Origin of the sequence: Corynebacterium atrinae (assembly GCF_030408455.1) — a bacterium.
Taxonomy (GTDB): Bacteria; Actinomycetota; Actinomycetes; order Mycobacteriales; family Mycobacteriaceae; genus Corynebacterium; species Corynebacterium atrinae.
Map to the genome: position 1 here is coordinate 154,868 of NZ_CP046977.1, position 20,981 is coordinate 175,848.

Sequence of the window (20,981 nt, forward strand, 5' to 3'; positions counted from 1 at the left end):
GGGCGAGCGTGCATTAAGAAACTCTAAGGGGCATACTAGGTAGGCGATGCCAGAAAGTAATTAAGGAGGAGTCCTAGATGGTCTATGACGTGGCCAGCGTTCGGGGGCTTTACACGTCCCTTGGCGACGGATGGACTTACCTCAACGCCCACGATTGCCCACAGATCCCGGAGCGGGTCTCAGCGTCGGTGGCGCGTTCTTTCCGCCAATCTAGTCGGGTGGCGGCCGATGATGGGACCGTGCGGGTGGTGGGTGACATGCTTCTCGACGTCGCCCGGGCCGCAGTCGCAGACTTCTGCGACGCCGAAGCGTCGCAGGTCATCCTGGGTCCCAATTTGCAGGCTCTGTACGGGCAACTGGGACGGGCCATGCGGCCGATGTTCCGTTATTCTTCCTCGATCGTGCTTTCCCGGTTGGACGCGCCGGAACGCAATGCGGTGTTTGAGTCATTGACCGATGATGTGCGATGGGCGCAGCCTGACTTGGGTACTGGCTCTTTGCCTAGCTGGCAGTTCGGCGAGTTGGTGGATGGTTCCACGCGCCTGGTGACCCTTTCCGCTGCGCAGTCCTACCTGGGCACGGTGGCGCCGGTGGCCAAGATTGTGGATACGGTGCGGTCTCGTTCGAGGGCCTGGGTCGTCGTGGATGCTTCGGCTTATGCGCCTTATCGTTCCGTCGATTTGGAAGGTTGGGGCGCGGACATCGTCGCTCTTGACTTGGCGGAGCTGGGTGGGCCGCAGATGGCGGCGCTGGTGTTCCGTGATCCGGCGATGTTCCGCCGCATTGATCCGTTGGTGGAGCAGGATCTCGTTCCGGGCCTGGCTGGCGGGGTGCCCGCCGTGGTTGATCACCTGGCAGGTCTCGTGGAGGGGTTTGGACACCGGCATCGGCAGGTGGCTGACTCTTTGCAGCAGATGCACTTCTACCTGCAGGGTTTGATGGATGATCTGATCACGATGATCGGCACGCATTATTCCGTGCACCTGGTCGGCATCAGCGGGGAGGCCGGCGATGGGGGGCTCGGGGAGCGGATTCCGCGGCTGTCTTTCGCAGTGCGGGGGGTCCCGTCGACCACGGTCTGCCAAAGGCTGAGCGACAACGGCATCATCACCACCGTGTTGCCCGACATGGAGGTCTTTGACGAAATGGGCGTTGGCGAGGTTGGCGGCGCGGTGACCGTGTCGCTGGGTCCGTTTAACACTCGCCACGACATCGAGCACCTGACCCGTGTCGTGGCCTCCTTGGCCTAAGACACCTCCAGCACGACCTTGCCGGTGACCTCGCCGGATTCGAGCAGCGCGTGAGCGCGCGCGGCGTCGGCCAGCGGGAGGATGGTGTGGATGTGGTGGGTGACGCGGCCGTCGATAAGCATGGGCCACACGTGCTCGATGGTGGAGCGCACGACCTCGGCTTTTCCGGCGGTGGAACGCGCGCGGAGGGTGGTGCCGCTAATGGTGAGGCGGCGCGGCAGGAGGGCACCGAGGTTGATGTCGGCGGTGGTGCCGCCTTGGAGGCCGATGATGATGAGGCGGCCGTCTTCGTTGAGTGCGCGCAGGTTTTGTTTGAGGTATTTGGCGCCCATGATGTCGAGGATGACATCGCAGCGGCCTTTGAGGACCTCGGAGAAGTCGTCTTCGCGGTAGTTGATGAGGATGTCCGCGCCCAGCTCACGGCACGTTTCCAGTTTCTCGGCGGACCCGGCGGTGACGGCTACGGTCGCGCCGAGGGCCTTGCACAGTTGGATGGCGAAGGTGCCGATGCCGCCCGCGCCGCCGTGCAGCAGGACCGTTTGGCCGGGTTGTAGATCGGCGAGCATTCCCAGATTTGACCACACGGTGCAGGCGACCTCGACGATCGCGGCGGTCTCGGCCAGGGAGTAGCCCTCGGGGATCGGCATGAGCTGGCCTTCGGGGACTGCAACGTACTCGGCGTATCCCCCGCCCGAGAGCAAGCACCCGACCTGTTCGCCCTTCGCGCGGTCGGTGGTGCCTGGGTCCTCGATGACGCCAGCGCATTCCAGGCCGATGATTTCCGACGCCCCGCGCGGCGGCGGGTAGTGGCCTTTCGCCTGCAGCAGGTCGGCGCGGTTCACGCCCGCGGACTGCACCTTCACCAAGACTTCGCCGTCCTTGAGCTGCGGGAGGTCAACCTCGGTGAGGGCGAGGGAGGTGGGGTCGTCCGGATTGGTTACTGTGATGGCCTTCATAACTCACCAGGGTAGGGGAAGTTTTCGGAGCTGGGGGGTGGGTCGGGTAAGGTTTCTCCCCGAGGAGACGTGGCAGAGCGGCCGAATGCACTGGTCTTGAAAACCAGCGAGGGTTACACCTCCGCGGGTTCAAATCCCGCCGTCTCCGCCAACTAAGCTCGCCGGCCCGACGATGCCGCGGGCAGCGAGGGCGGCCACGGCTGTCGCGGATCGTTGCCCGCTGGCGCAGTACATGACCACGGTCTCCCCCTCGGGGGGCAGCCACTCGCCGTCCAGGATGACCTGGAGGGGGACGTTGCGCGCCCCGGGGCGGTGGGAGGTGGCGAATTCGGGGGGCTCGCGGACGTCGATAAGCACGGCACCATCGGGGATGGTGCTGACCTCGCGCACGCCCTGCGACGGTGGGCCCTCCCGCAGGAGCTTGTCGACGGTCGCGGGGGAGCCGGCGACGGGGAGGTATTCCCAGCGCCCGTCGAGCGAGGAAAAGTAGCCCAACGTGCCGATGAGCGGCGTGCCCAGCCCCGTGACCAGCTTTAACGCCTCGGAAGCCATGGCAGATCCGACGACGCCGACGACGGGGCCGAGCACGCCCGCCTCCGCGCAGGAGGGGACCACGCCGGGTGCGGGGGGAGTGGGGAAGAGGTCTTCGTAGATGGGGCCGTGCCCGGCGTGGAAGACGGAGAGCTGGGCGTCCAAGCCGAGGATGGAGGCCCACACGTGCGGCACGCCGAGGGTGGCGCAGGCGGCGGAGACGACGTGGCGGGTGTTGAAGTTGTCGGTGCCGTCGAGGACGACATCGGCACCCCGGAGGAGATCGACGGATTTGTCCCTGGTCAGGCGGTCGCTGACCAGCGTGATGTGGAGGTCGGGGTTGAGGGCGAGCATCGCGTCCTGCGCGGACTCCGTCTTCCGCTTGCCGACGCCCGCCGTGTCGTGGATTACCTGTCGGTGCAGGTTGGAGAGTTCGACGACATCGTCGTCGATGATGGTCACGTGCCCGACGCCCGCGCCGGCGAGGTAGAGCAGGGCGGGGGAGCCAAGGCCCCCGGCGCCGACCACCGCGACGTGGCTGGAGCGGATCTTTTCCTGAGCGTGCTCGCCGATAAGCGAGATCTGGCGCCGGTAGCGCGGATCTGGCTGCGTCATTCGAGACCCACCCACTGCGTGTCACCATTGATCAGCCGTTGTTCCTTCCAGATGGGGACCTCGGCCTTGACGCGGTCGGCAAGCTCGCTGCACGCCTCGAACGCTTGACCGCGGTGCGCGCTCGCCGCTACCGCCAGAAATGCAACGTCACCGATGCGCAAGGGGCCGACGCGATGCGCCGTCCACAGGCGGGTATCGGGGTGGGCGGCGCTGACCGCTGCTGTGACCTCCGCGATGACCTCGGGCGCGGTGGGGTGGGCGCTGTAGGTGAGGCTGCGCACGCGCTCCCCGCCGTCATGGTCGCGGACCACACCTTCGAAGACGACGAGGGCACCCATCGCCTCGGTCAGGGTTGTCGCACGGGCCTCAGCGAGGAGGGGTGCGAGGGGATCCTCGGTGATGAGGGCGCCAATGACCAGGCCCGTCTGCTCGGCGACGTACTCGGGATCAGTGCTCATGGTGACCTTCCAGCTGGAGGAGAAGATGGGGCAGCACCGGTTCCAGCACGGCACAGCCATCGGTGACCCCGCCGGTCGAGCCGGGCAGAGTCATGACGAACGTGCCCTGCGCGGTGATGCCGGCCACGGCGCGGGAGAGGACGGCCAGGGGAGTAGTGGTCAGGCCGCGGGACCAGAAAGCTTGCACGATGCCCGGCAACTCTCGGACCAGGAAGGGGGAGACGGCGTCGACGGTACGGTCATCGTCCGTCACGCCCGTGCCCCCGGATGTCAGCAGGACCGTCGGCGGGTCGGCCAGGATGCGGCGGAGGGTGGCGGGGATATCAGCATCCGCCACCACGAGCGGTTCCGGGGTGTCCAGGCCGATGCGGCGCAGGAAGTCCTCCGCAATGGGGCCCGAGCGGTCCTCGTAGATGCCGGCTGCGGCACGGGTGGAGGCGACGACTACCAACCCAGTGCGCATGAGGATGCTCCCAGAGGGTAGACGCGCACCGAGGCGCCACCGGGCACCCCGCCAGCTGGAATGCGAATGAGGCAGGTGGCGTGAAGGGCCTGGGCCAGCAGGTGCGATCCGGCGCCGCCCACCGGCCGGGCCACCCGGTCGGCGAGGACGCCGCGGAGGAATTGCTCCTTGGTGGGCAGGCCGGGGGCATCTGTGCCCATTTGGCAAGCGACCGGAGCGGGGGACATTCCCAGGAGGGGAGCGACGAAGAGGCGGAAGCTGACGAGGGTGGACACGGGATTGCCGGGCAGACAGATGACCGGCACGCCGTGGAAGCGGGCCCACCCCTGCGGTCCACCGGGCTGCTGGTTAACGTGGCCAAACCACCCGTGCGGTGCGAGTACCTGGCGGATCACCTCGAATTCCCCGGCGGAGATGCCGCCAGAAGTAATGATCGCGGTGGGGTTGAGCTGCTCGATGACAGCCTCCAGATCGGCGGCGAGCTGCTCCGGGTCGTCGTTGGTGCGCACGTGCCCGGCGACGTTGATGCCCGCCTGCGCGCACAGGGCCTGCAGCATCGGGCCGTTGGAATCGGGAATGGCGGCGGCGGAATCGGAGCCGATCTCCGCCCCGCCCGTGCACAGGATCACCCGGTGTCGCCCGCGGACCTCGACGTCCGTGAGGCCCTGGCCAGCGAGAACTCCCACGGCCACGGGGGTGATCAACTCCCCGGCCTCCAACAAGAACTCCCCGGCCGCAATGTCGCTTCCCTGCGGCCGGATGAACTGCCCGAGCGGGATGCCCGCGGGAACCGTCACGGTTGCGGCGCCGAAGGTGGGGGGATTGCAGCGCTCGACCGGCACGATCGCCGCCGTGCCGCGGGGGACTTTCGCGCCGGTCATGATGGGCACGATTTCCGCGCCGATGCCCTCCGGGTAGAGGACATTGGGGTCGGTCCCAGCGGGCAGAGTTGCGCCGACGGAAAACTCCCCGCCGGCCAGGTGGGCGGCGGAGAGGGCATAGCCGTCCATCTGCGAGTTGTCGAAGCGCGGCGAGTCGAACGCGGCGGTGACGGGGGCGGCGAGGAGGCGCCCGGGGGCGTCGATAAGCGGGACGGCGACGGCCGGCTGATCGGCGATCAACCGCGCGATCGCCGCGGCGTGTTCCTCGGGGGTGACCATGCTGCCATCGTAATGGCATGCTGAAGGGCGTGGAGATTCGCTATTTCGCCGCCGCCCGAGCCGCCGCAGGAACCGCCGTCGAGACTGTCGACACCGTCCCCGACACCCTCGGGGAGCTTCTCGACGCCCGCGCCAGCGCCCTCACCGGCACCACCGACGCCGGCACGACCCTGCGGGACGTGCTCGCACACTGCACCTTTCTTATCGACGGCCGCTCGTCCCCCCGCTCCACACCCCTCGCCGGGGTGCAGCGGGTCGACGTCCTCCCGCCGTTCGCCGGGGGCTAGTCCCGACCCACTCCGACGGCGCGGAGCACGATGTCGAGTACCCACGTGGCAATCGACATGACGATCGCGCCGACGAGTGCCGCCCAGAACCCGTCGATGCTCAGGCCAAGGTTGAAGATCCCGCTGACCCAGTCGACGATGAGGAACAACACTGCGTTGATGACGAGGGCGAACAGCCCGAGGGTGAGGATGGTAAACGGCAGACCGAGGAGGCGTAGCACCGGCCCGAGAGTGGCGTTGACCAGGACGAAGACCACCGCTACCCAGATGAACGCCCAGGTGTCGTCGGCGGGGACGATCTCCACGCCGGGAACGATGCGGGTGACAAAGAATAAAGCAATCGCGGTGACAATGACGTTGAGAATGAACCGAAGCATTTAACTCTCCTTTAGGTAAGGTCCGCAGGCCGCCAGGAGTCGATCCGCCTCCTCCTCGGTGGTCACCGAGATGCGCACCCCCTCGGGGAACGCGCGGACGAGGACATTGTTATCGGCCAAGTGGGCGGCCAGGTCGTGGGCCCGGGGGCCGTCCAACCAAATGAAGTTCGCCTGGCTGCGGCGCGCGCCGAGAGCATCGGCGACGCGATCGCGCTGCTCGACCGTCTCCTCGGTGCGCTCCAGGAGCTCGTCGGCAGCGCTGAGGCTAGCGATCGCGCCCGCCTGGGCCACCGAACTCACAGCGAAGGGGATGGCGACCTTATTCAGCGCCGAGATGATCTCCGGTGCGCCGAAGCCATAACCCACCCGGACCCCAGCGAGGCCGTAGGCCTTGGAGAACGTGCGCAGCCCAACGACGTTGGGGTGTTTCACGATCTCCTCCGTGGCCACCGGAGTATCTTCCGCGTGGTTGTATTCGAAGTACGCCTCATCCAGCGCGACGATAATGTCGCTGGGCACCTTCGCCATGAACTCGTCGAACTCGGCCTGAGTGATCGTGGTACCCGTGGGGTTGTTCGGATTGCACACGAAGATTAGGCGAGTGCGATCAGTGATGGCCGCGGCCACGGCCTTAAGATCGTGGCCACCTGCTTCGGTGAGGGGAATGGGGACAGGCGTCGCGCCGACCACCTGGACAAAAATGGGGTAACCCTCGAAGCTGCGCCACGGGAAGATGACCTCGTCCCCCGGTTGCGCGGCAATCTGCACCAACTGCTGGCACAGGGCGGATGACCCGCTGCCGACGGCGATCTGGTCGGGGGATAGATCCAGCTGGTCAGCCAGGGCTTCCCGCAGATCCACCGCCCCCATATCCGGGTAGCGGTTGGCCCCGGCTGCGGCCTCGGCCATTGCCGCGGCAGCCACAGCGAGGGGAGCGGTGCACACCTCGTTGGAAGAGAGCTTCAGCGCCTCCAATTGGCGCTTACCGGGGACGTAGGCTGGCATATCAGCTAGTTCGGGGCGAATCATGGGCCCGATTCTAGTGTGATAGTGACGTAGTTTGATTGCGGTTTGATTGCAGGGGAGGGGCCCGGGTAGGATTCGCAGAGGTCTCACGGTGTCTCATCGTGGGCCGGGAGACGTGCCAGAGTGGCCGAATGGGACTCACTGCTAATGAGTTGCCTGCTTAACCGCGGGCCGGAGGTTCGAATCCTCTCGTCTCCGCGCTGCGCCCGTAGCTCAACGGATAGAGCATCTGACTACGGATCAGAAGGTTGGGGGTTCGAATCCCTCCGGGCGCACCAAGTTAAATCCCCAGATAGGCCGCGGTCTGCCTGGGGATTTCGGCGTCAGTTCCCGACCGAGGAGACCTTGCTATGACCAGCAACGTGCTCGATCGCCTGGAAAAGATCCTCCGCGCCGACGCCCAGGTTCCACCGGAGCGGGCCGAGGAACTCTCGGATCTGCTGGATGAGGCGCCGATCAAGGACATCGTCGCCCTCGTTGAGCGTTCCACCCCGACTCGCGCCGCGCTGGTTTTGCGGCTGCTCTCTCGGAGCCGTTCGATCGCGGTGTTCGACGCGCTTGATGCGGCCCATCAGGCGGATCTCATCGACGCGCTTGGCGACGCCGCCGTCTACGACTTCTTCGCCGAACTCGGCCCCGAGGACCGGGTGTCCCTGCTCGATGAGCTGCCCGCTGAGATCGCTGAACGGCTACTCAAGACGCTTGATGACCCAAAGCGTGATGTCACCGGGGTTGTGCTCGGCTACCCCAAGGGCTCGGTTGGTCGCCGGACCTCACCGGAGGTGCCGCTGATCTACGCTTCGATGACGGTGGAGGCGGCGCTAGCGGAGCTACGGCGGGTCGCCGATCAGGTGGAGACCATTTACACGGTGCCGGTGATCACGCATGATCGCGTGGTCGTCGGTGTGACCTCCCTGCGGGACTTGTTTACGGCGGAGGGGCACGGGGGCGTCGATACGCTGATGAAACCGCCGGTCGTGGCGGAGGCACATGACTCGGCGGAGGAAACCGCTCGCTGGTTCTTGGCGCTGGACCTGCTGGCGATGCCGATCGTCGACGAGTCTAACCGCCTAGTCGGTGTGCTCACCTTCGACGACGCGCACGAAATCGTCGAAGAAGCTGACTCCGAGGACTCCGCCCGTTCGGGTGCCTCGGAACCACTCCAACAGCCCTACTTATCGACGCCGCTGCTCAAGGTCGTGCGATCCCGCATCGTCTGGCTGCTGGTCCTCGCCCTGTCCGCGCTCCTCACTGTGCAAGTGCTCGACACATTCGAGGACACGCTCGCCGCGGCGGTCGTCCTCAGCCTGTTCATCCCGCTGCTCACCGGCACCGGCGGCAACACCGGCAACCAGGCCGCCACCACCGTCACCAGGGCTATCGCGCTTGGCGACGTCCGCGCCAGGGACATCCTGCACGTCGCCTGGCGGGAGCTGCGGGTCGGCGTCGTCCTCGGCTCCCTCCTCGGCGGCCTCGGATTCGGGCTGGCCACGCTGGTGTATGGCCTGCCGATTGGGATTGTTATCGGTTCGACCTTGCTGCTGGTGTGCATGATGTCGGCGACCGTGGGCGGGCTGATGCCAATCATCGCCAAGAAGCTGGGCGCTGACCCCGCCGTCTTTTCCAACCCGTTCATCTCTACGTTCTGCGATGCCACCGGCCTGATTATCTATTTCCTCATAGCTAAGGCTGTGCTTGGCCTTTAAGGTACATGCCGGATGCCCCCATACTGGGGGTGCTATATGGCCGACGCGGGGAGATTGGGGCAGGTCAGGCAAGCGTGGCGGTCATCTGTAACCGTGTTCACGCCCGATGAGCCGTGAGAATTTCCGGTTCTGACCCTAGATGTCAGTAACATCACATCTAATCTATGATTTTCTCCCCCGACTTGAATAAAGGACTGTGCACGCCATATGAGCACTCCTCACACACACGAGAGCACCGCCACAACTGAAGGTGATCTCACCGAAATCCGCGACTCCCGTGAATGGCACCGCCAAGCGGCCGGCATCATCATTGGCCTGTTGCTCGCCGCACTGGTCTACTTCATCTTCCCGTCTGATGCCGCCGAGACAGTCCTCCAATCAGCCGGTGCCAAAGCCGACACCGAATACACCCACCAGTCGATGCGTATCGTTGCCGCGATCACTGTGTTGATGGCCGTGTGGTGGATGACCGAGGCCATCCCGCTCGCCGCTACCGCGCTCGTGCCCATCGCGGTGTTCCCCATCGCGCAGGTAGCGACCTTCGCGCAGGTGGGTGGCCCCTACGCCAGCTCCACCATTTTCCTCTTCCTCGGCGGCTTCCTCCTGGCCCTGGGTCTCCAGCGCTGGAACCTGCACCGTCGCATGGCACTCGCCGTAGTCATGGCCGTGGGCACCAGCCCCAAGCGCCTGATCTTGGGCTTCATGGTCGCGACCGGCTTCCTTTCCATGTGGGTGTCTAACACCGCGACCGCCGTCGTCATGCTCCCCATCGGCCTGTCCGTCCTGCAGCTGACCGCCGGCATCGTCGGCGGTATGCGCAAGCAGAAGAACTTTGCCACCGGCCTCATGCTCGCCATCGCCTACTCCGCCTCCATCGGCTCCCTGGGCACCCTCATCGGCACCCCGCCCAACGCCCTGCTCGCTGGCTACATGAAGGAAGCCCACGGCATCACCATCGGCTTCGGCCAGTGGATGATGGTCGGCGTCCCCGTCGCCGCCTCCTTTACCCTCATCGCCTGGCTCGTCCTCATCAACGTGTTCAAGCCGGAAATGGACCAGATCCCCGGCGGCCGTGAGCTCATCCGTGAAGAAATCCAGAAGATGGGTCCCTGGACCCGCCCGCAGATCATGGTCGGCGTCATCTTCCTTGCCGCTGCGCTCACCTGGGTTTTCGCCCCGCTAATCATCGACTGGACCGGCTCCGAAATCCTCTACGAAGACGCCATCGTTGGCATCATCGCCGGCTTGCTCATGTTTGCCCTTCCCGCAAACGGAAAAACCGGCGTCCGCCTCCTCGACTGGAAGACCGCCAACGAAGTCCCGTGGGATGTTCTCTTGCTCTTCGGCGGTGGACTCTCCCTCTCCGGCATGTTCACCGCCACCGGCCTCTCCCTGTGGATCGGTGAAAAGGCCAAGAACCTCGAAGTCCTACCGATCTTCCTCCTCATGGGCGCCGTCGCCCTGCTGGTCCTCGTCCTCACCGAGTTCACCTCCAACACCGCCACCGCCGCGACCTTCCTTCCCATCATGGGTGGCGTCGCAGTCGGCATCGGCCTGACCAGCTCGACGGACATGAACGTCCTCCTTCTCACCATCCCCGTCGCACTCGCAGCCACCTGTGCGTTCATGCTCCCCGTCGCGACCCCGCCGAACGCTATCGCCTACGGCTCCGGCTACGTCAAGATCGGCGACATGATCAAGGGCGGCATCTGGCTCAACGTCATCGCCGTCATCCTCATCACCCTCGCCGCCTACTTCATCGCCGTCCCGGTCTTCGGATTGGTCGTCTAAGCAGCGGTTTTGTTTGTCACTGGCAACGAGGGTAAAGTACATTCTCGTTGCACAGTGAGAAACTCACAGCGGCCGGCGCCCGTAGCTCAACGGATAGAGCATCTGACTACGGATCAGAAGGTTGGGGGTTCGAATCCCTCCGGGCGCACCATCTAGTTCAGGGCCTACCACCGGTTTCGGTGGGAGGCCCTGAATTTTTCGCTGGTGGGGCCGGCGAAACCGGCACTTCCTAACAACTCCGGGGTCAATCCCCCTTCCACACCCGCCAAGTTGTTAGGAAGTGCCGGTTTTGGGTTCCGCTCAGCCCAGGATGGGGGCGAAGAAGTCCGCCAGCGCTTGGGTGTCATCCAGCGGTAGAACCGCAGCGACGTACTGGTCCGGACGGACCACGATGACGGCGCCATCGCGGCTGATGCCGCGGGCGTCGAAAATGTCTTCTTCTCTCAGCGCGGACCACACGTTTTCCAGGTTCTTGAGCTTGTGCGGTCCGACCTTCGGACGGAAGGCCTCTGGGGCGTCGGTGACATCAAAATCGTGGTAGTGCTGCTGGTAGATGACCTTGACGTCGAAGTAGGCGTTCTCATCACCTTCGACTGGGGTGTGGGCTCGGACCGGGGACTCCTCCGACTCATGGAGCCATTGCGCCCAGTCGGTGAGCTTCGAGGGCTGACCCGGTGGTGGGGTATCGGCGAAGGCGTAGATTCGCCACCGGCCGTCCGCGTAGTGTTGATGGCCCAGATGGAGAACGTTCGCGTCACAGCGGCGCATCGCCCGGTGGGACTTGAAGCGGCGGCCGACTGGGAAGCCGGTGGCTAGGTCTTGATGCTCGGTGCTACCGGTGATGAGGTTCTCCTCGTAGGTGGTGAGGAACCCGGCGGCGAACTCCTCAGCCTCGACGTAGTACTTCTCGATCGCGTCTGGATCTTCCAATTCATCGAGCGGAGTGGCCATGAGTGTTGACCATTCCTTGTCGAAGTTGATCAGATTCTGCGCAGCCGGTTGGCGCTCACCCGAATACGTCTTCAATAGGTCCTCGGAGGCTCGGCCATCAAGGACGTGGCCGAGTTTCCAGCCGATGTTGAAACCGTCCTGCATCGACACGTTCATGCCTTGGCCGGCCTTTGCGGAGTGGGTATGGCAGGCGTCTCCAGTGAGGAAAATGCGCGGATGTCCATCGGGGTTGATATCAAGATCGACGTCGTCGAAGGCATCGACGAGGCGGTGGCCGACCTCGTAGATGGAATGCCAGGCGACCTCCTTAACGTCCACGTAGTACGGGTGAGTGATCTCGTTGGCCTTGCGAATGACAGCTTCGAGCGGGGTGTTGCGGATGGCGCCTTGGTCGCCAGCTGGCACGACGCCGAGATCGACGTACATGCGGAACAAGTAACCTCCCTCGCGAGGGATGTGCAGAATCGAGCCGTGCTTCGAGTGGATGGCGCACTTGGTTCGAATGTCCGGGAAGTCACTATCCGCCAGCACATCCATCACGCCCCAAGCATGGTTCGCAGCGTCTCCCTGGAGCTTGCGGTTGATGGACCGGCGGACCTGGGAACGAGCTCCATCGGAACCGATGACGTACCGAGTGCGGACGAAACGGGAGTACTCCTCCTCGTCCGGCATGGTGCGCTTGAGTTCCACCGTGACCGGATACTCCTCGTTTTCCGGATCTTCAGAGATCTGCAGGCCAACGAACTCCCAGCCGTAATCCGGGGTCAAGCGTGACGGAGAGTTGGCCGCGAACCGTGCGAAGTAGTCCAGGACGCGGGCTTGGTTGACAATCAGGTGGGGGAACTCGGAGATCCCGAATTCATCGTCGATGGGGCGACCGGTGCGGATGATGTTCTCGGGGTGCTCGGGGTCTTGGTTCCAAAACGACATCTCGGTAATGCGGTACGCCTCGTCGGTGATCTCGTTCGCGAAACCGAAGGCTTGAAAGGTCTCTACAGAACGGGCCTGGATACCGTCCGCCTGTCCCAAGCCAAGACGATGAGGGCGTCGCTCGACGAGGCGGGTGTGGACATTCGGAAACATTGACAACTGGGCTGCGGCGATCATGCCAGCGGGACCGGAGCCGATGACGAGGACATCCATGGTGTCAGGCAGTTCCTCGGGGCGGCTTACGCCGATGCCCGTTGGTGTATGACGTCTGGGGTTTTCGGAGACGTATCCGTAATGATGGAATTGCATGGTGACCTCCTGCGGTGAATCGAGGGAGAGGTGTGGGACTTCGATCTGGGGCCGGGGCAGTAAAGTGGTGGATCGTATACGAAAGTGGAGGCTGCTGAAGGGGGAAGCGTGGCTAGCGGCTGAACTGGAACTGCCCGCGCGCCTGTTCCTCCTCATGGTCGGGGCCCAGAGGAATGTCGGTGCGATCACGCAACAAGATGGCGGCGGTCAAGCCGACGGTGACCATGATGAGCAGGTAGATAGTGACGGACGTAGTGGTGCCGGTTGCCTCCACTAAGGCCGCTGAGATGGACGGGGCGAAGGCGCCACCGAAGATGGAGCCGAGGGCGTAAGTGACGGACACGCCTGAGAAGCGGATCGAAGCGGGGAATATCTCGGCGTAGGCCGCTGCCTGCTGACCGTAGGTGAGGCCCAGGCCGACGCTGAGGAAGGACAGGGCCGCGTAAAGGGACGGCAGGCTGCCCGTGTTGATTAGGGGGAACAAGGCCGCGGCCCCAGCTCCGAGAATGAGGTAGCCGACGATGTAGGTTTTCCGTCGCCCGAGATAGTCGGAGACCCACCCGGCGAACAGGGTGGAAATACCCCAAATCACGGCAGAGAAGGTGACCGCCAACAGCACATCGCCGCGCTCTAGGGCCAGACCCTCAGGGTTGGTGGTGTAGTTCTGGACATAGCCGCCGGTAGTCATGTAGCCAACCGTGTTCTGGCCGGCGAAGAGCAGGGCCGCCACGATGACCAGCGGCGTGTAGCGCTTGAACAGGGTACCGACAGGGTTGGCGGTGGTTTCTTTCCGCTGGGCGATCTCCTCAAACACTGGGGACTCGTCGACGCCGACGCGAATGAAGTAGCCGATGAAGACGAGCACGATCGACAGAAGGAAGGGCACCCGCCAGCCCCACTCCAAGAATGCGTCACCGGGAGCGATGACGTTCATGAGTGCGAGGAGGCCAGATGACATCAGCAGGCCCATCGGGACGCCGACCTGAGGGCCTGCGCCGAAGAGGCCACGCTTGCCCTTGGGGGCATGTTCTACAGCGAGCAAGACCGCCCCGCCCCATTCTCCGCCTGCGGAAATACCTTGGATGATGCGCAGCAGGATGAGCAGTATCGGTGCGAGGATGCCAATCGATTCATAGGTGGGCAGCAGGCCAATGAGAGCGGTGGCTCCACCCATGGCGAACAAAGTGACCATGAGGACGGCTCGGCGGCCGTAGCGGTCGCCGAAATGGCCGGCGAGGAAAGCGCCGAAGGGGCGGAAAAGGAACGAAAGGCCCACCGTCAAAAAGGACACGATGGTAGCTCCGCCGGTGCCGAGCGGGCTGAACATCAGCTTGTTGAAGACGAGGCCGGCCGCGGCGGCGTAGAGGAAGTAGTCGTACCACTCGATAGCGGTACCGATAGTGGTGGCGGCGACGACGCGTCGTTGTTCCCGAGTCGAGCTCACAGGTGGTGTGGGGGTGGTTGGTTGGGGCATTTCATCTCCGGAGTGGTTGTGTCGCACATCATGAAGTGTCCAAGTCTGTGATCTGCAGCACTTGCAGACTTAGGGGGGATAATATACGATCTGAACTCAATTGCAAGGTGTTTTTAATTCCCACAGGGGGTTCCATTGACAGTTGCGTCCCAGTTGCCCATCAATCCGGGCAAAATTATCGCCGTCCACCTGGCCTTCGAATCCCGTGCCGCGCAGCGCGGTCGCCGCCCGAAACAGCCGTCCTACTTCATCAAGGCCACCAGCTCGCTGGCACCTTCCGGCGCCGAGGTTGTGCGCCCTGAGGGAACCGAATTGCTCGCCTTTGAGGGGGAAATTGCCCTTGTTATCGGCGAATCCGCTCGCAACGTCCCTCTGGAGGAGGCGTGGGACCACGTCTCCCATGTCACCGCCTCCAACGACCTTGGTATCTACGACTACCGGGCTCAGGACAAGGGCTCTAACACCCGCTCAAAAAGCCGCGATGGGTACACCCCCATTGGTCCGAGGCTTATCGACGCCCGGGTGGTAGATCCCAAGGCCCTGCGTCTGCGCACCTGGGTCAACGGTGAGTTGGTCCAAGATGACGGCACGGGCGATGAACAGATGATCTTTCCGTTGGCCCAGTTCGTGGCGGATCTCTCTCAACACATGACGCTTGAGACCGGGGACGTCATCCTCACCGGCACTCCGGCCGGCTCGACCGTCATCCAACCAGGCGACGTCGTGGAGGTTGAAGTTGACGCCCCCACCGCCATGGGTGCGCCCACCTCCGGCAGGCTGCGGACCACCGTGGTCTCCGGTCCTGGGAACTTTGACGAGGGCATCGGCATGTTGCCCGCCATCGATGACAAACAGCGCGAGGAGGCCTGGGGGACTCGGGCCGCTGCCGGATTGGCCGAAGACCCGAACGCCATCAGCGACGAGCTGCGCGCCATGTTGGAGGCTATCCCCACCGCAGGATTGTCCGCCCAGCTGCGTAACCGGGGCCTCAACCAGGTCGTCATCGAGGGCGTTTACCCGCAGGAACGCGGCACCAAGATGGTAGGCATCGCCCGTACTCTGCGGTTCCTGCCGGGGCGGGAGGACCTGTTCACCTCCCATGGTGGTGGATTCAACGCCCAGAAGCGCGCCTTCGACGCCGTCCGCCCGGGTGAGGTCCTGGTGATTGAGGCCCGGGGTGAAGCTGGCTCGGGGACGATGGGAGACATCCTCGCATTGCGCGCCAAGTTCCGTGGCGCCGCCGGTGTGGTTACCGACGGTTGTGTTCGAGATTACGAGGAGGTTCGCGAGGTCGGTCTGCCGGTGTTTTCCCAAGGGCCTCACCCGGCGGTCCTCGGGCGAAAGCACGTTCCGTGGGATCACGATCTGGCCATTGCCTGCGGCAACGCCACAGTAGTGCCGGGAGACATCATCGTTGGTGACGATGACGGCGTTATCGTCATCCCACGCAACCTGGCCGAGGAAATCGCGGCCGCTGCGCTGTCCAAGGAACATGAGGACAGCTGGGTCGCCGAGCGTGTGTCGGAGGGCGGGTCGCTCGACGGGTTGTTCCCCCCGGTCGGGGAGAACAAGAAGGCTTACCAGGCGTACCTTGCCGAGCACCCGGTTGAGGTACCTCAGCCAGCGCGGAAGGAATGACCGATGACAACTGACAACATTCAAGACGCCAACCGGTTGAGTAAGGCCGAGCAAGCCTACGGGTGGATCCGCGCCAGGATTCGCAGTCGCGAATATCCCCCTGGACACCGTTTGGTTCTCAGTGCCATTGCGGATGAATTCGCGATCAGCCCGGTTCCGGTTCGCGAAGCTATCCGTCAGCTCGAGGCCGAAGGACTGGTCACTTACGAGCGCAACGTCGGAGCGCGGGTCTCCACTCTGAACCAAGAGGCCTACTTCGAAACAATGGAAACCATCGCGCTCCTGGAGGGGCGAGCCACCGCATTGTCCGTCCCGCACCTCGGGCCCCCGCAGATAGCCAAGGCCCGGGAGCTCAACGAAAAGATGGAGGCCACGCTCGCGGATTTCGACCCTAAGGCTTTCACTGAACTGAACTGGAAATTCCACCGGACACTCTTCGGCCGCTGCCCGAACAGTCGGCTACTCGAGCTGCTTTACACCGAGTGGGATCGGCTGGACTACTTCCGAGATTCCACTTTCCGATTCATCCCACAACGCGCCCACAGCTCCGTGCAGGAGCACGATCAGCTGATCAAGCTCATCGAGGCTGGGGTCGAACCGTCTTATATCGAACGCAAGATCCGTGATCACCGACTGGTCACCAGCACCACTTACCGCAGCATCGTTAACTCCACCCAGGACAATCCCTAGAGAGACATCATGACTAACAACAATGCCGCCATGCCCACCGACCTGCCGGAGGAGATCCGACATTACATCAACGGCGCATTCGTCGATTCCATCGATGGCGACGAATTCGACGTCCTCGACCCGGTCACGAACCAGAACTACATTAAGGCGGCCTCGGGAAAACCCGCTGACATTGATGCCGCTGTCGCATCCGCCAAGCAGGCCTTTGACGAGGGGCCCTGGCCGCGCATGCTTCCGCGCGAGCGATCCCGTGTGTTGCACAAGATCGCCGATATCGTCGAGTCTCGGGAGGACACCCTCGCTGCCTGGGAGTCCTTCGACTCAGGTTTGCCCATCACCCAGGCCAAGGGCCAGGCCCGTCGAGCTGCCGAGAACTTTCGTTTCTTCGCTGACTTGATCGTCGCCCAGGTGGACGACACCTTCAAGGTGCCGGGACGTCAGGTCAACTACGTCAACCGCAAACCCATCGGCGTCGCCGGTCTCATTACCCCCTGGAACACCCCGTTCATGCTGGAGTCATGGAAGCTTGCCCCGGCGATTGCCACCGGCAATACCGTCGTTCTCAAGCCTGCAGAGTTCACCCCACTGTCCGCTCAGCTGTGGGCCGGAATCTTTGAGGAGGCGGGTCTGCCAAACGGTGTGTTCAACCTAGTCAACGGTTTCGGTGAGGAAGGTTACGCCGGTGATCCGCTGGTCAAGCACCCGGATGTGCCCCTCATCTCCTTCACCGGCGAGTCCCGAACCGGACAAATCATCTTCGGAAACGCCGCCCCGTACCTCAAGGGCTTGTCGATGGAACTCGGTGGCAAATCCCCTGCCGTAGTGTTCGACGATGCGGACCTGGAGGAGGCAATCAACGCCACAGTTTTTGGCGTGTTTTCCCTCAACGGGGAGCGATGCACCGCGGGCTCCCGCATTCTGGTCCAGCGGGGAATCTACGACGAGTTTGTGGAGCGCTACACCGCCCAGGCCAAGCGAGTGAAAGTAGGTCTGCCCTCCGACCGGGCAACCGAGGTTGGCGCCCTGGTTCACCCGGAGCACTACGACAAGGTCACTTCTTACATCGAGATTGGTAAGTCGGAAGCCACCCTGGCCGCCGGCGGCGAGCGTCCGGCAGGGTTCGCGGAGGGCAACTTCGTCCAACCCACCGTCTTCGTGGACGTTGCACCAGAGGCACGGATCTTCCAAGAGGAAATCTTCGGCCCCGTCGTGGCTATCACTCCCTTCGACACAGAGGAGGAGGCCCTCGAGTTAGCGAACAACACCAGGTATGGCTTGGCAGCCTACATCTGGACCTCAGATCTCACGCGCGCGCACAACTTCGCGCAAAGTGTGGAGGCTGGCATGGTGTGGCTCAATTCCAACAATGTCCGTGACCTGCGTACCCCCTTCGGGGGCGTCAAGGCTTCTGGTCTGGGTCACGAGGGTGGCTACCGCTCCATCGACTTCTACACCGACCAGCAAGCTGTCCACATCAACCTGGGCAAGGTCCACAATCCGGTCTTCGGCAAGGCCGTCACTTCAGATGGTTAGTCCGTTTCCCATGAGCCCTTCTTCCGCAACCTCGAGGAGATAGTCATGTCAGACCCCACTACATTTACCGCCCCAGATATCCTCCGCTGCGCCTATATGGAGATCATCGTTACCAACTTGGAGGATTCGCGCCGCTTCTATGTTGATACCCTCGGCCTCGTGGTCACGGAGGAGAATGACCAGGAGATTTACCTGCGTACCTACGAGGAGTTCATCCACCACAACCTCGTGTTGCGTCAGGGCCCGGCAGCTGCCGTCGCGGCCTTTTCCTTCCGAGTCCGCTCGCCGGAGGACGTCGACCGCGCCGAGGAGTGGTACAAAGCTCGCGGTTGTCGCGTGGAGCGCCGCCAGGACGGCTTCGTAAAGGGAATTGGTGACTCCGTTCGCGTCGAAGACCCGTTGGGGTTCCCCTATGAGTTCTTCCATGACGTCGAGCACGTCGACCGTTTAGCCTGGGATTATCAAATGCACATCCCGGGTGCCCTGGTCCGGCTCGACCACTTCAACCAGATCACTCCCGACGTACCCGTGGCCGTGGGATACATGGAGGACCTGGGTTTCCGGGTCACGGAGGATATCTCCGACAGTGACGGCACTGTTTATGCCGCATGGATGCGCCGCAAGCCGACGGTCCACGACACAGCCATGACCGGTGGTGCCGGCCCCCGCATGCACCACATCGCCTTTGCCACCCACGAGAAGCACAACATCATCGCCATCTGCGACAAGCTCGGTGCCCTGCGAGAATCCGACCGCATCGAGCGCGGGCCGGGCCGACACGGCGTCTCCAATGCCTTCTACCTTTACCTGCGCGATCCGGACGGGCATCGGGTGGAGATCTACACCCAGGACTACTACACCGGTGACCCGGACAACCCGCGAGTTTCCTGGGATGTCCACGACAACCAACGCCGCGATTGGTGGGGAACTCCGGTCGTGCCGTCCTGGTACCGCGACGGTTCCCGCGTCCTTGACCTCGACGGAAACGTTGTCCCGCTCACCGAGCGCACTGATGCCTCTGAACTCGAGGAAACCATCGGGGCCGACGGCTTTTCTTACACCCGGGCTGACCAAGGCACAGAATCCATGCCGGAATGGAAGCTGGGCGAGTACAAGCTGGGTCACCAGCTCTAAGAACGACGCGAAGCATACAAAGAAGGACACGGTACATGTTGGACAACGAACGCATCATCGGCATTGCCGACGAGCTCGCCGCCGCGGAGCGGGACCGCACGACGATCCCGCTACTGTCAGCCCGGCACCCGGAGATGACCGTCGAGGACGCGTACGCGGTGCAAAACGAGTGGATGCGACGCGGCATCCAATCCGGGCGGCGCCTCGTTGGCCGCAAGATTGGCCTGACCTCCAAGGTCATGCAGGAAGCCACCGGCATCACGGAACCCGACTACGGCGCGATCTTCGCCGATATGGTCTTCGAGAACGGTTCCGTCATTGAGCACGGCCGGTTCTCCAACGTGCGCATCGAGGTAGAGCTGGCCTTCGTCCTCAAAGACCGTCTCGAGGGCCCGGATACCACCATCTTCGACGTCCTCAGAGCCACGGAATACCTCGTTCCCGCTTTGGAGATCCTTGCCTCGCGCATCGAAATGCCAGGCCGAACCATCATCGACACCATCAGCGACAATGCCGCAATGGGTGCCATGGTCTACGGCGGCAACCCCGTCGCCCCAGATGCGGTGGATCTGCGCTGGGTCTCCGCATTGCTCTACCGCAACGAATCGATCGAGGACACCGGGGTCGCTGCGGCCGTCCTCAACCACCCCGCCATGGGAGTGGCGTGGCTAGCAAATAAGCTCCACGCCCACGGTGCCGCCATGGAGGCTGGGGACATCATTCTCGCAGGCTCCTTTACCAAGCCGATGTGGGTTAACCCGGGAGACACCGTCCATGCCGACTTCGGAGATCTAGGAGCCATCACATGCCGTTTCATCTAGAACTTCCCCCCACCTTCCCCGAGGTCATCGCCCAGCGGAAGGCAACCCAGGTGGGCCTGTGGGTGTGCTCCGGTTCCGCCACGGCCGCTGAGATTGTCGCCTCCTCCGGGTGTGATTGGGTGCTCGTCGACGGAGAGCACTCTCCAATCGGGCTCGAATCCACCCTGGACATTCTTCGGGCGGTGGGTCCCTATCCGGTTACCCCGATCGTCCGGGTCCCGGCTAATGACACCGTGCTGATCAAGCAGTTTCTCGACCTGGGAGCCCAGAACATCATGGTGCCTATGGTGCACACCGTCGCTGACGCCGAGGTCGCGGTGGCAGCTATGCACTACCCGCCACGGGGCGTACGCGGGGTGGGCAGTGCCCTGGCTCGTTCCGCCCGTTGGAACAAGGTGCCGGACTATTTGGGAGCTGCCTCGCAGCACGTCAGCCTGACTGTTCAGGTGGAGTCCGAGGAATCAGCCGTCAACGCCATGGACATCCTCACCGTCGACGGAGTCGATGCCGTGTTCATCGGTCCCTCCGATCTGGCGGCATCGATGGGCTTGCTCGGACAGCAGAACCACGAAGACGTCGTCGCACATGTGCTCAATACCATCAAGGCCGCCAACGTCGTCGGTACACCCGTGGGAGTAAACGCTTTTAACAACGAACAGGCGAAGTACTACATCGATGCCGGTGCGGACTTCGTCGCGGTGGGTGCCGACGTGCAGCTACTCGCCTCCTCAACTGCCGCACTCGCCGAAAAATTCGGCGCCTACAACACAAAAAGGTAACCCGGACAAGAACGCTGAAGTTGAGGCTTTCAGTGGATGGGCATATGTATGGGCGCCTGGCTACCCATATACCTAGCCACCCATATGGCTGAGCAAGGGATG

At 63.4% G+C, this 20,981-nt stretch carries 19 protein-coding genes and 4 tRNA genes; 14 read left to right on the plus strand and 9 right to left on the minus strand.

Annotated elements, in window-relative coordinates:
* Window positions 1–77: 77 nt before the first annotated feature.
* Window positions 78–1,250 carry an aminotransferase class V-fold PLP-dependent enzyme gene (locus tag CATRI_RS00810; RefSeq protein ID WP_290218762.1) on the plus strand — a complete coding sequence of 391 codons (1,173 nt, stop codon included), beginning with the start codon at window positions 78–80 and terminating at the stop codon, window positions 1,248–1,250.
* On the opposite strand, the gene CATRI_RS00815 is transcribed toward CATRI_RS00810, so the two are convergent.
* The gene (locus tag CATRI_RS00815; RefSeq protein ID WP_290218765.1) at window positions 1,247–2,206 is read right to left on the minus strand and encodes an NAD(P)H-quinone oxidoreductase; all 960 of its coding nucleotides are present in this window, start codon (window positions 2,204–2,206) and stop codon (window positions 1,247–1,249) included. The genes CATRI_RS00810 and CATRI_RS00815 overlap by 4 nt on opposite strands.
* 63 nt (window positions 2,207–2,269) lie before the next feature.
* Between CATRI_RS00815 and CATRI_RS00820 the strand changes: the two genes are divergently transcribed.
* Window positions 2,270–2,357, plus strand: a tRNA-Ser gene (locus CATRI_RS00820).
* Here CATRI_RS00820 and CATRI_RS00825 read toward each other — a convergent pair.
* Genes CATRI_RS00825 through CATRI_RS00840 form a run of 4 tightly spaced genes read right to left on the minus strand, consistent with a single transcriptional unit; the run spans window position 2,336 to window position 5,433 of the window.
* On the minus strand, window positions 2,336–3,352 hold the full coding sequence (locus tag CATRI_RS00825) for a ThiF family adenylyltransferase (RefSeq protein ID WP_290218767.1): 1,017 nt from the start codon (window positions 3,350–3,352) through the stop codon (window positions 2,336–2,338). The genes CATRI_RS00820 and CATRI_RS00825 overlap by 22 nt on opposite strands.
* Window positions 3,349–3,810 (minus strand): molybdenum cofactor biosynthesis protein MoaE, encoded by a 462-nt coding sequence (locus CATRI_RS00830; protein ID WP_290218770.1) that lies wholly within the window; start codon window positions 3,808–3,810, stop codon window positions 3,349–3,351. The genes CATRI_RS00825 and CATRI_RS00830 overlap by 4 nt, the downstream gene beginning before the upstream one ends.
* Window positions 3,800–4,273, minus strand: coding sequence for a MogA/MoaB family molybdenum cofactor biosynthesis protein (locus CATRI_RS00835; RefSeq protein WP_290218773.1), 474 nt, complete (start codon window positions 4,271–4,273; stop codon window positions 3,800–3,802). The genes CATRI_RS00830 and CATRI_RS00835 overlap by 11 nt, the downstream gene beginning before the upstream one ends.
* Window positions 4,255–5,433 carry a molybdopterin molybdotransferase MoeA gene (locus CATRI_RS00840; RefSeq protein ID WP_290218775.1) on the minus strand — a complete coding sequence of 393 codons (1,179 nt, stop codon included), beginning with the start codon at window positions 5,431–5,433 and terminating at the stop codon, window positions 4,255–4,257. Before CATRI_RS00840 ends, CATRI_RS00835 begins: the two co-directional genes overlap by 19 nt.
* Window positions 5,434–5,462: 29 nt before the next feature.
* On the opposite strand from CATRI_RS00840, the gene CATRI_RS00845 reads away from it, so the two are divergent.
* Window positions 5,463–5,720 carry a MoaD/ThiS family protein gene (locus CATRI_RS00845; protein WP_290218778.1) on the plus strand — a complete coding sequence of 86 codons (258 nt, stop codon included), beginning with the start codon at window positions 5,463–5,465 and terminating at the stop codon, window positions 5,718–5,720.
* Here the strand turns inward: CATRI_RS00845 and CATRI_RS00850 are convergent.
* Both CATRI_RS00850 and hisC read right to left on the minus strand, forming a co-directional pair.
* The gene (locus CATRI_RS00850) at window positions 5,717–6,097 is read right to left on the minus strand and encodes a phage holin family protein (protein ID WP_290218780.1); all 381 of its coding nucleotides are present in this window, start codon (window positions 6,095–6,097) and stop codon (window positions 5,717–5,719) included. The genes CATRI_RS00845 and CATRI_RS00850 overlap by 4 nt on opposite strands.
* A complete protein-coding gene (gene hisC, locus CATRI_RS00855) occupies window positions 6,098–7,126 on the minus strand; it encodes a histidinol-phosphate transaminase (protein WP_290218782.1) in 1,029 nt (342 codons plus the stop codon). It abuts the gene before it with no gap.
* Between the two features lie 106 nt (window positions 7,127–7,232).
* Here hisC and CATRI_RS00860 point away from each other — a divergent pair.
* The 5 genes from CATRI_RS00860 (at window position 7,233) to CATRI_RS00880 (ending at window position 10,771) form a co-directional block, all read left to right on the plus strand.
* Window positions 7,233–7,321 (plus strand) — tRNA-Ser (locus CATRI_RS00860).
* Window positions 7,322–7,325: 4 nt separating this feature from the next.
* A tRNA-Arg gene (locus tag CATRI_RS00865) sits at window positions 7,326–7,401 on the plus strand.
* A gap of 72 nt (window positions 7,402–7,473) precedes the next feature.
* Entirely contained in the window at window positions 7,474–8,829 is a 1,356-nt protein-coding gene (mgtE, locus tag CATRI_RS00870; protein WP_290218784.1) for a magnesium transporter, read from the plus strand.
* Window positions 8,830–9,036: 207 nt separating this feature from the next.
* The gene (locus tag CATRI_RS00875) at window positions 9,037–10,620 is read left to right on the plus strand and encodes an SLC13 family permease (protein WP_290218786.1); all 1,584 of its coding nucleotides are present in this window, start codon (window positions 9,037–9,039) and stop codon (window positions 10,618–10,620) included.
* Between the two features lie 75 nt (window positions 10,621–10,695).
* Window positions 10,696–10,771, plus strand: a tRNA-Arg gene (locus CATRI_RS00880).
* 149 nt (window positions 10,772–10,920) lie between these two features.
* On the opposite strand, the gene CATRI_RS00885 is transcribed toward CATRI_RS00880, so the two are convergent.
* Together CATRI_RS00885 and CATRI_RS00890 are read right to left on the minus strand one after the other, a co-directional pair.
* Window positions 10,921–12,810 (minus strand): FAD-dependent monooxygenase, encoded by a 1,890-nt coding sequence (locus CATRI_RS00885; RefSeq protein ID WP_290218787.1) that lies wholly within the window; start codon window positions 12,808–12,810, stop codon window positions 10,921–10,923.
* A gap of 112 nt (window positions 12,811–12,922) precedes the next feature.
* Window positions 12,923–14,284, minus strand: a complete 1,362-nt coding sequence (locus CATRI_RS00890) for an MFS transporter (RefSeq protein ID WP_290218790.1) — start codon at window positions 14,282–14,284, stop codon at window positions 12,923–12,925.
* A 135-nt stretch (window positions 14,285–14,419) separates the two neighbouring features.
* Between CATRI_RS00890 and CATRI_RS00895 the strand changes: the two genes are divergently transcribed.
* The 6 genes from CATRI_RS00895 to CATRI_RS00920 are packed head-to-tail and all read left to right on the plus strand — an operon-like array spanning window position 14,420 to window position 20,879.
* Window positions 14,420–15,922, plus strand: a complete 1,503-nt coding sequence (locus CATRI_RS00895; RefSeq protein ID WP_290218793.1) for a fumarylacetoacetate hydrolase family protein — start codon at window positions 14,420–14,422, stop codon at window positions 15,920–15,922.
* A gap of 3 nt (window positions 15,923–15,925) precedes the next feature.
* The gene (locus CATRI_RS00900) at window positions 15,926–16,612 is read left to right on the plus strand and encodes a GntR family transcriptional regulator (protein ID WP_290218795.1); all 687 of its coding nucleotides are present in this window, start codon (window positions 15,926–15,928) and stop codon (window positions 16,610–16,612) included.
* Window positions 16,613–16,621: 9 nt separating this feature from the next.
* Window positions 16,622–18,145 (plus strand): 5-carboxymethyl-2-hydroxymuconate semialdehyde dehydrogenase, encoded by a 1,524-nt coding sequence (gene hpaE / locus CATRI_RS00905; RefSeq protein WP_290218797.1) that lies wholly within the window; start codon window positions 16,622–16,624, stop codon window positions 18,143–18,145.
* Between the two features lie 45 nt (window positions 18,146–18,190).
* Window positions 18,191–19,279, plus strand: a complete 1,089-nt coding sequence (hpaD, locus tag CATRI_RS00910; RefSeq protein WP_290218799.1) for a 3,4-dihydroxyphenylacetate 2,3-dioxygenase — start codon at window positions 18,191–18,193, stop codon at window positions 19,277–19,279.
* Between the two features lie 35 nt (window positions 19,280–19,314).
* Window positions 19,315–20,100 (plus strand): 2-oxo-hept-4-ene-1,7-dioate hydratase, encoded by a 786-nt coding sequence (gene hpaH / locus CATRI_RS00915; RefSeq protein ID WP_290218801.1) that lies wholly within the window; start codon window positions 19,315–19,317, stop codon window positions 20,098–20,100.
* Entirely contained in the window at window positions 20,085–20,879 is a 795-nt protein-coding gene (locus tag CATRI_RS00920) for an HpcH/HpaI aldolase family protein (RefSeq protein WP_290218802.1), read from the plus strand. Before hpaH ends, CATRI_RS00920 begins: the two co-directional genes overlap by 16 nt.
* Window positions 20,880–20,981: the final 102 nt, after the last annotated feature.

Coding starts and splice junctions, on each gene's coding strand:
- CATRI_RS00810 (WP_290218762.1), top strand. CDS start 78: ATGGTCTATGACGTGGCCAGCGTTCGGGGGCTTTACACGTCCCTTGGC.
- CATRI_RS00815 (WP_290218765.1), bottom strand. CDS start 2,206: ATGAAGGCCATCACAGTAACCAATCCGGACGACCCCACCTCCCTCGCC.
- CATRI_RS00825 (WP_290218767.1), bottom strand. CDS start 3,352: ATGACGCAGCCAGATCCGCGCTACCGGCGCCAGATCTCGCTTATCGGC.
- CATRI_RS00830 (WP_290218770.1), bottom strand. CDS start 3,810: ATGAGCACTGATCCCGAGTACGTCGCCGAGCAGACGGGCCTGGTCATT.
- CATRI_RS00835 (WP_290218773.1), bottom strand. CDS start 4,273: ATGCGCACTGGGTTGGTAGTCGTCGCCTCCACCCGTGCCGCAGCCGGC.
- CATRI_RS00840 (WP_290218775.1), bottom strand. CDS start 5,433: ATGGTCACCCCCGAGGAACACGCCGCGGCGATCGCGCGGTTGATCGCC.
- CATRI_RS00850 (WP_290218780.1), bottom strand. CDS start 6,097: ATGCTTCGGTTCATTCTCAACGTCATTGTCACCGCGATTGCTTTATTC.
- hisC (WP_290218782.1), bottom strand. CDS start 7,126: ATGATTCGCCCCGAACTAGCTGATATGCCAGCCTACGTCCCCGGTAAG.
- mgtE (WP_290218784.1), top strand. CDS start 7,474: ATGACCAGCAACGTGCTCGATCGCCTGGAAAAGATCCTCCGCGCCGAC.
- CATRI_RS00875 (WP_290218786.1), top strand. CDS start 9,037: ATGAGCACTCCTCACACACACGAGAGCACCGCCACAACTGAAGGTGAT.
- CATRI_RS00885 (WP_290218787.1), bottom strand. CDS start 12,810: ATGCAATTCCATCATTACGGATACGTCTCCGAAAACCCCAGACGTCAT.
- CATRI_RS00890 (WP_290218790.1), bottom strand. CDS start 14,284: ATGCCCCAACCAACCACCCCCACACCACCTGTGAGCTCGACTCGGGAA.
- CATRI_RS00900 (WP_290218795.1), top strand. CDS start 15,926: ATGACAACTGACAACATTCAAGACGCCAACCGGTTGAGTAAGGCCGAG.
- hpaE (WP_290218797.1), top strand. CDS start 16,622: ATGACTAACAACAATGCCGCCATGCCCACCGACCTGCCGGAGGAGATC.
- hpaD (WP_290218799.1), top strand. CDS start 18,191: ATGTCAGACCCCACTACATTTACCGCCCCAGATATCCTCCGCTGCGCC.
- hpaH (WP_290218801.1), top strand. CDS start 19,315: ATGTTGGACAACGAACGCATCATCGGCATTGCCGACGAGCTCGCCGCC.
- CATRI_RS00920 (WP_290218802.1), top strand. CDS start 20,085: ATGCCGTTTCATCTAGAACTTCCCCCCACCTTCCCCGAGGTCATCGCC.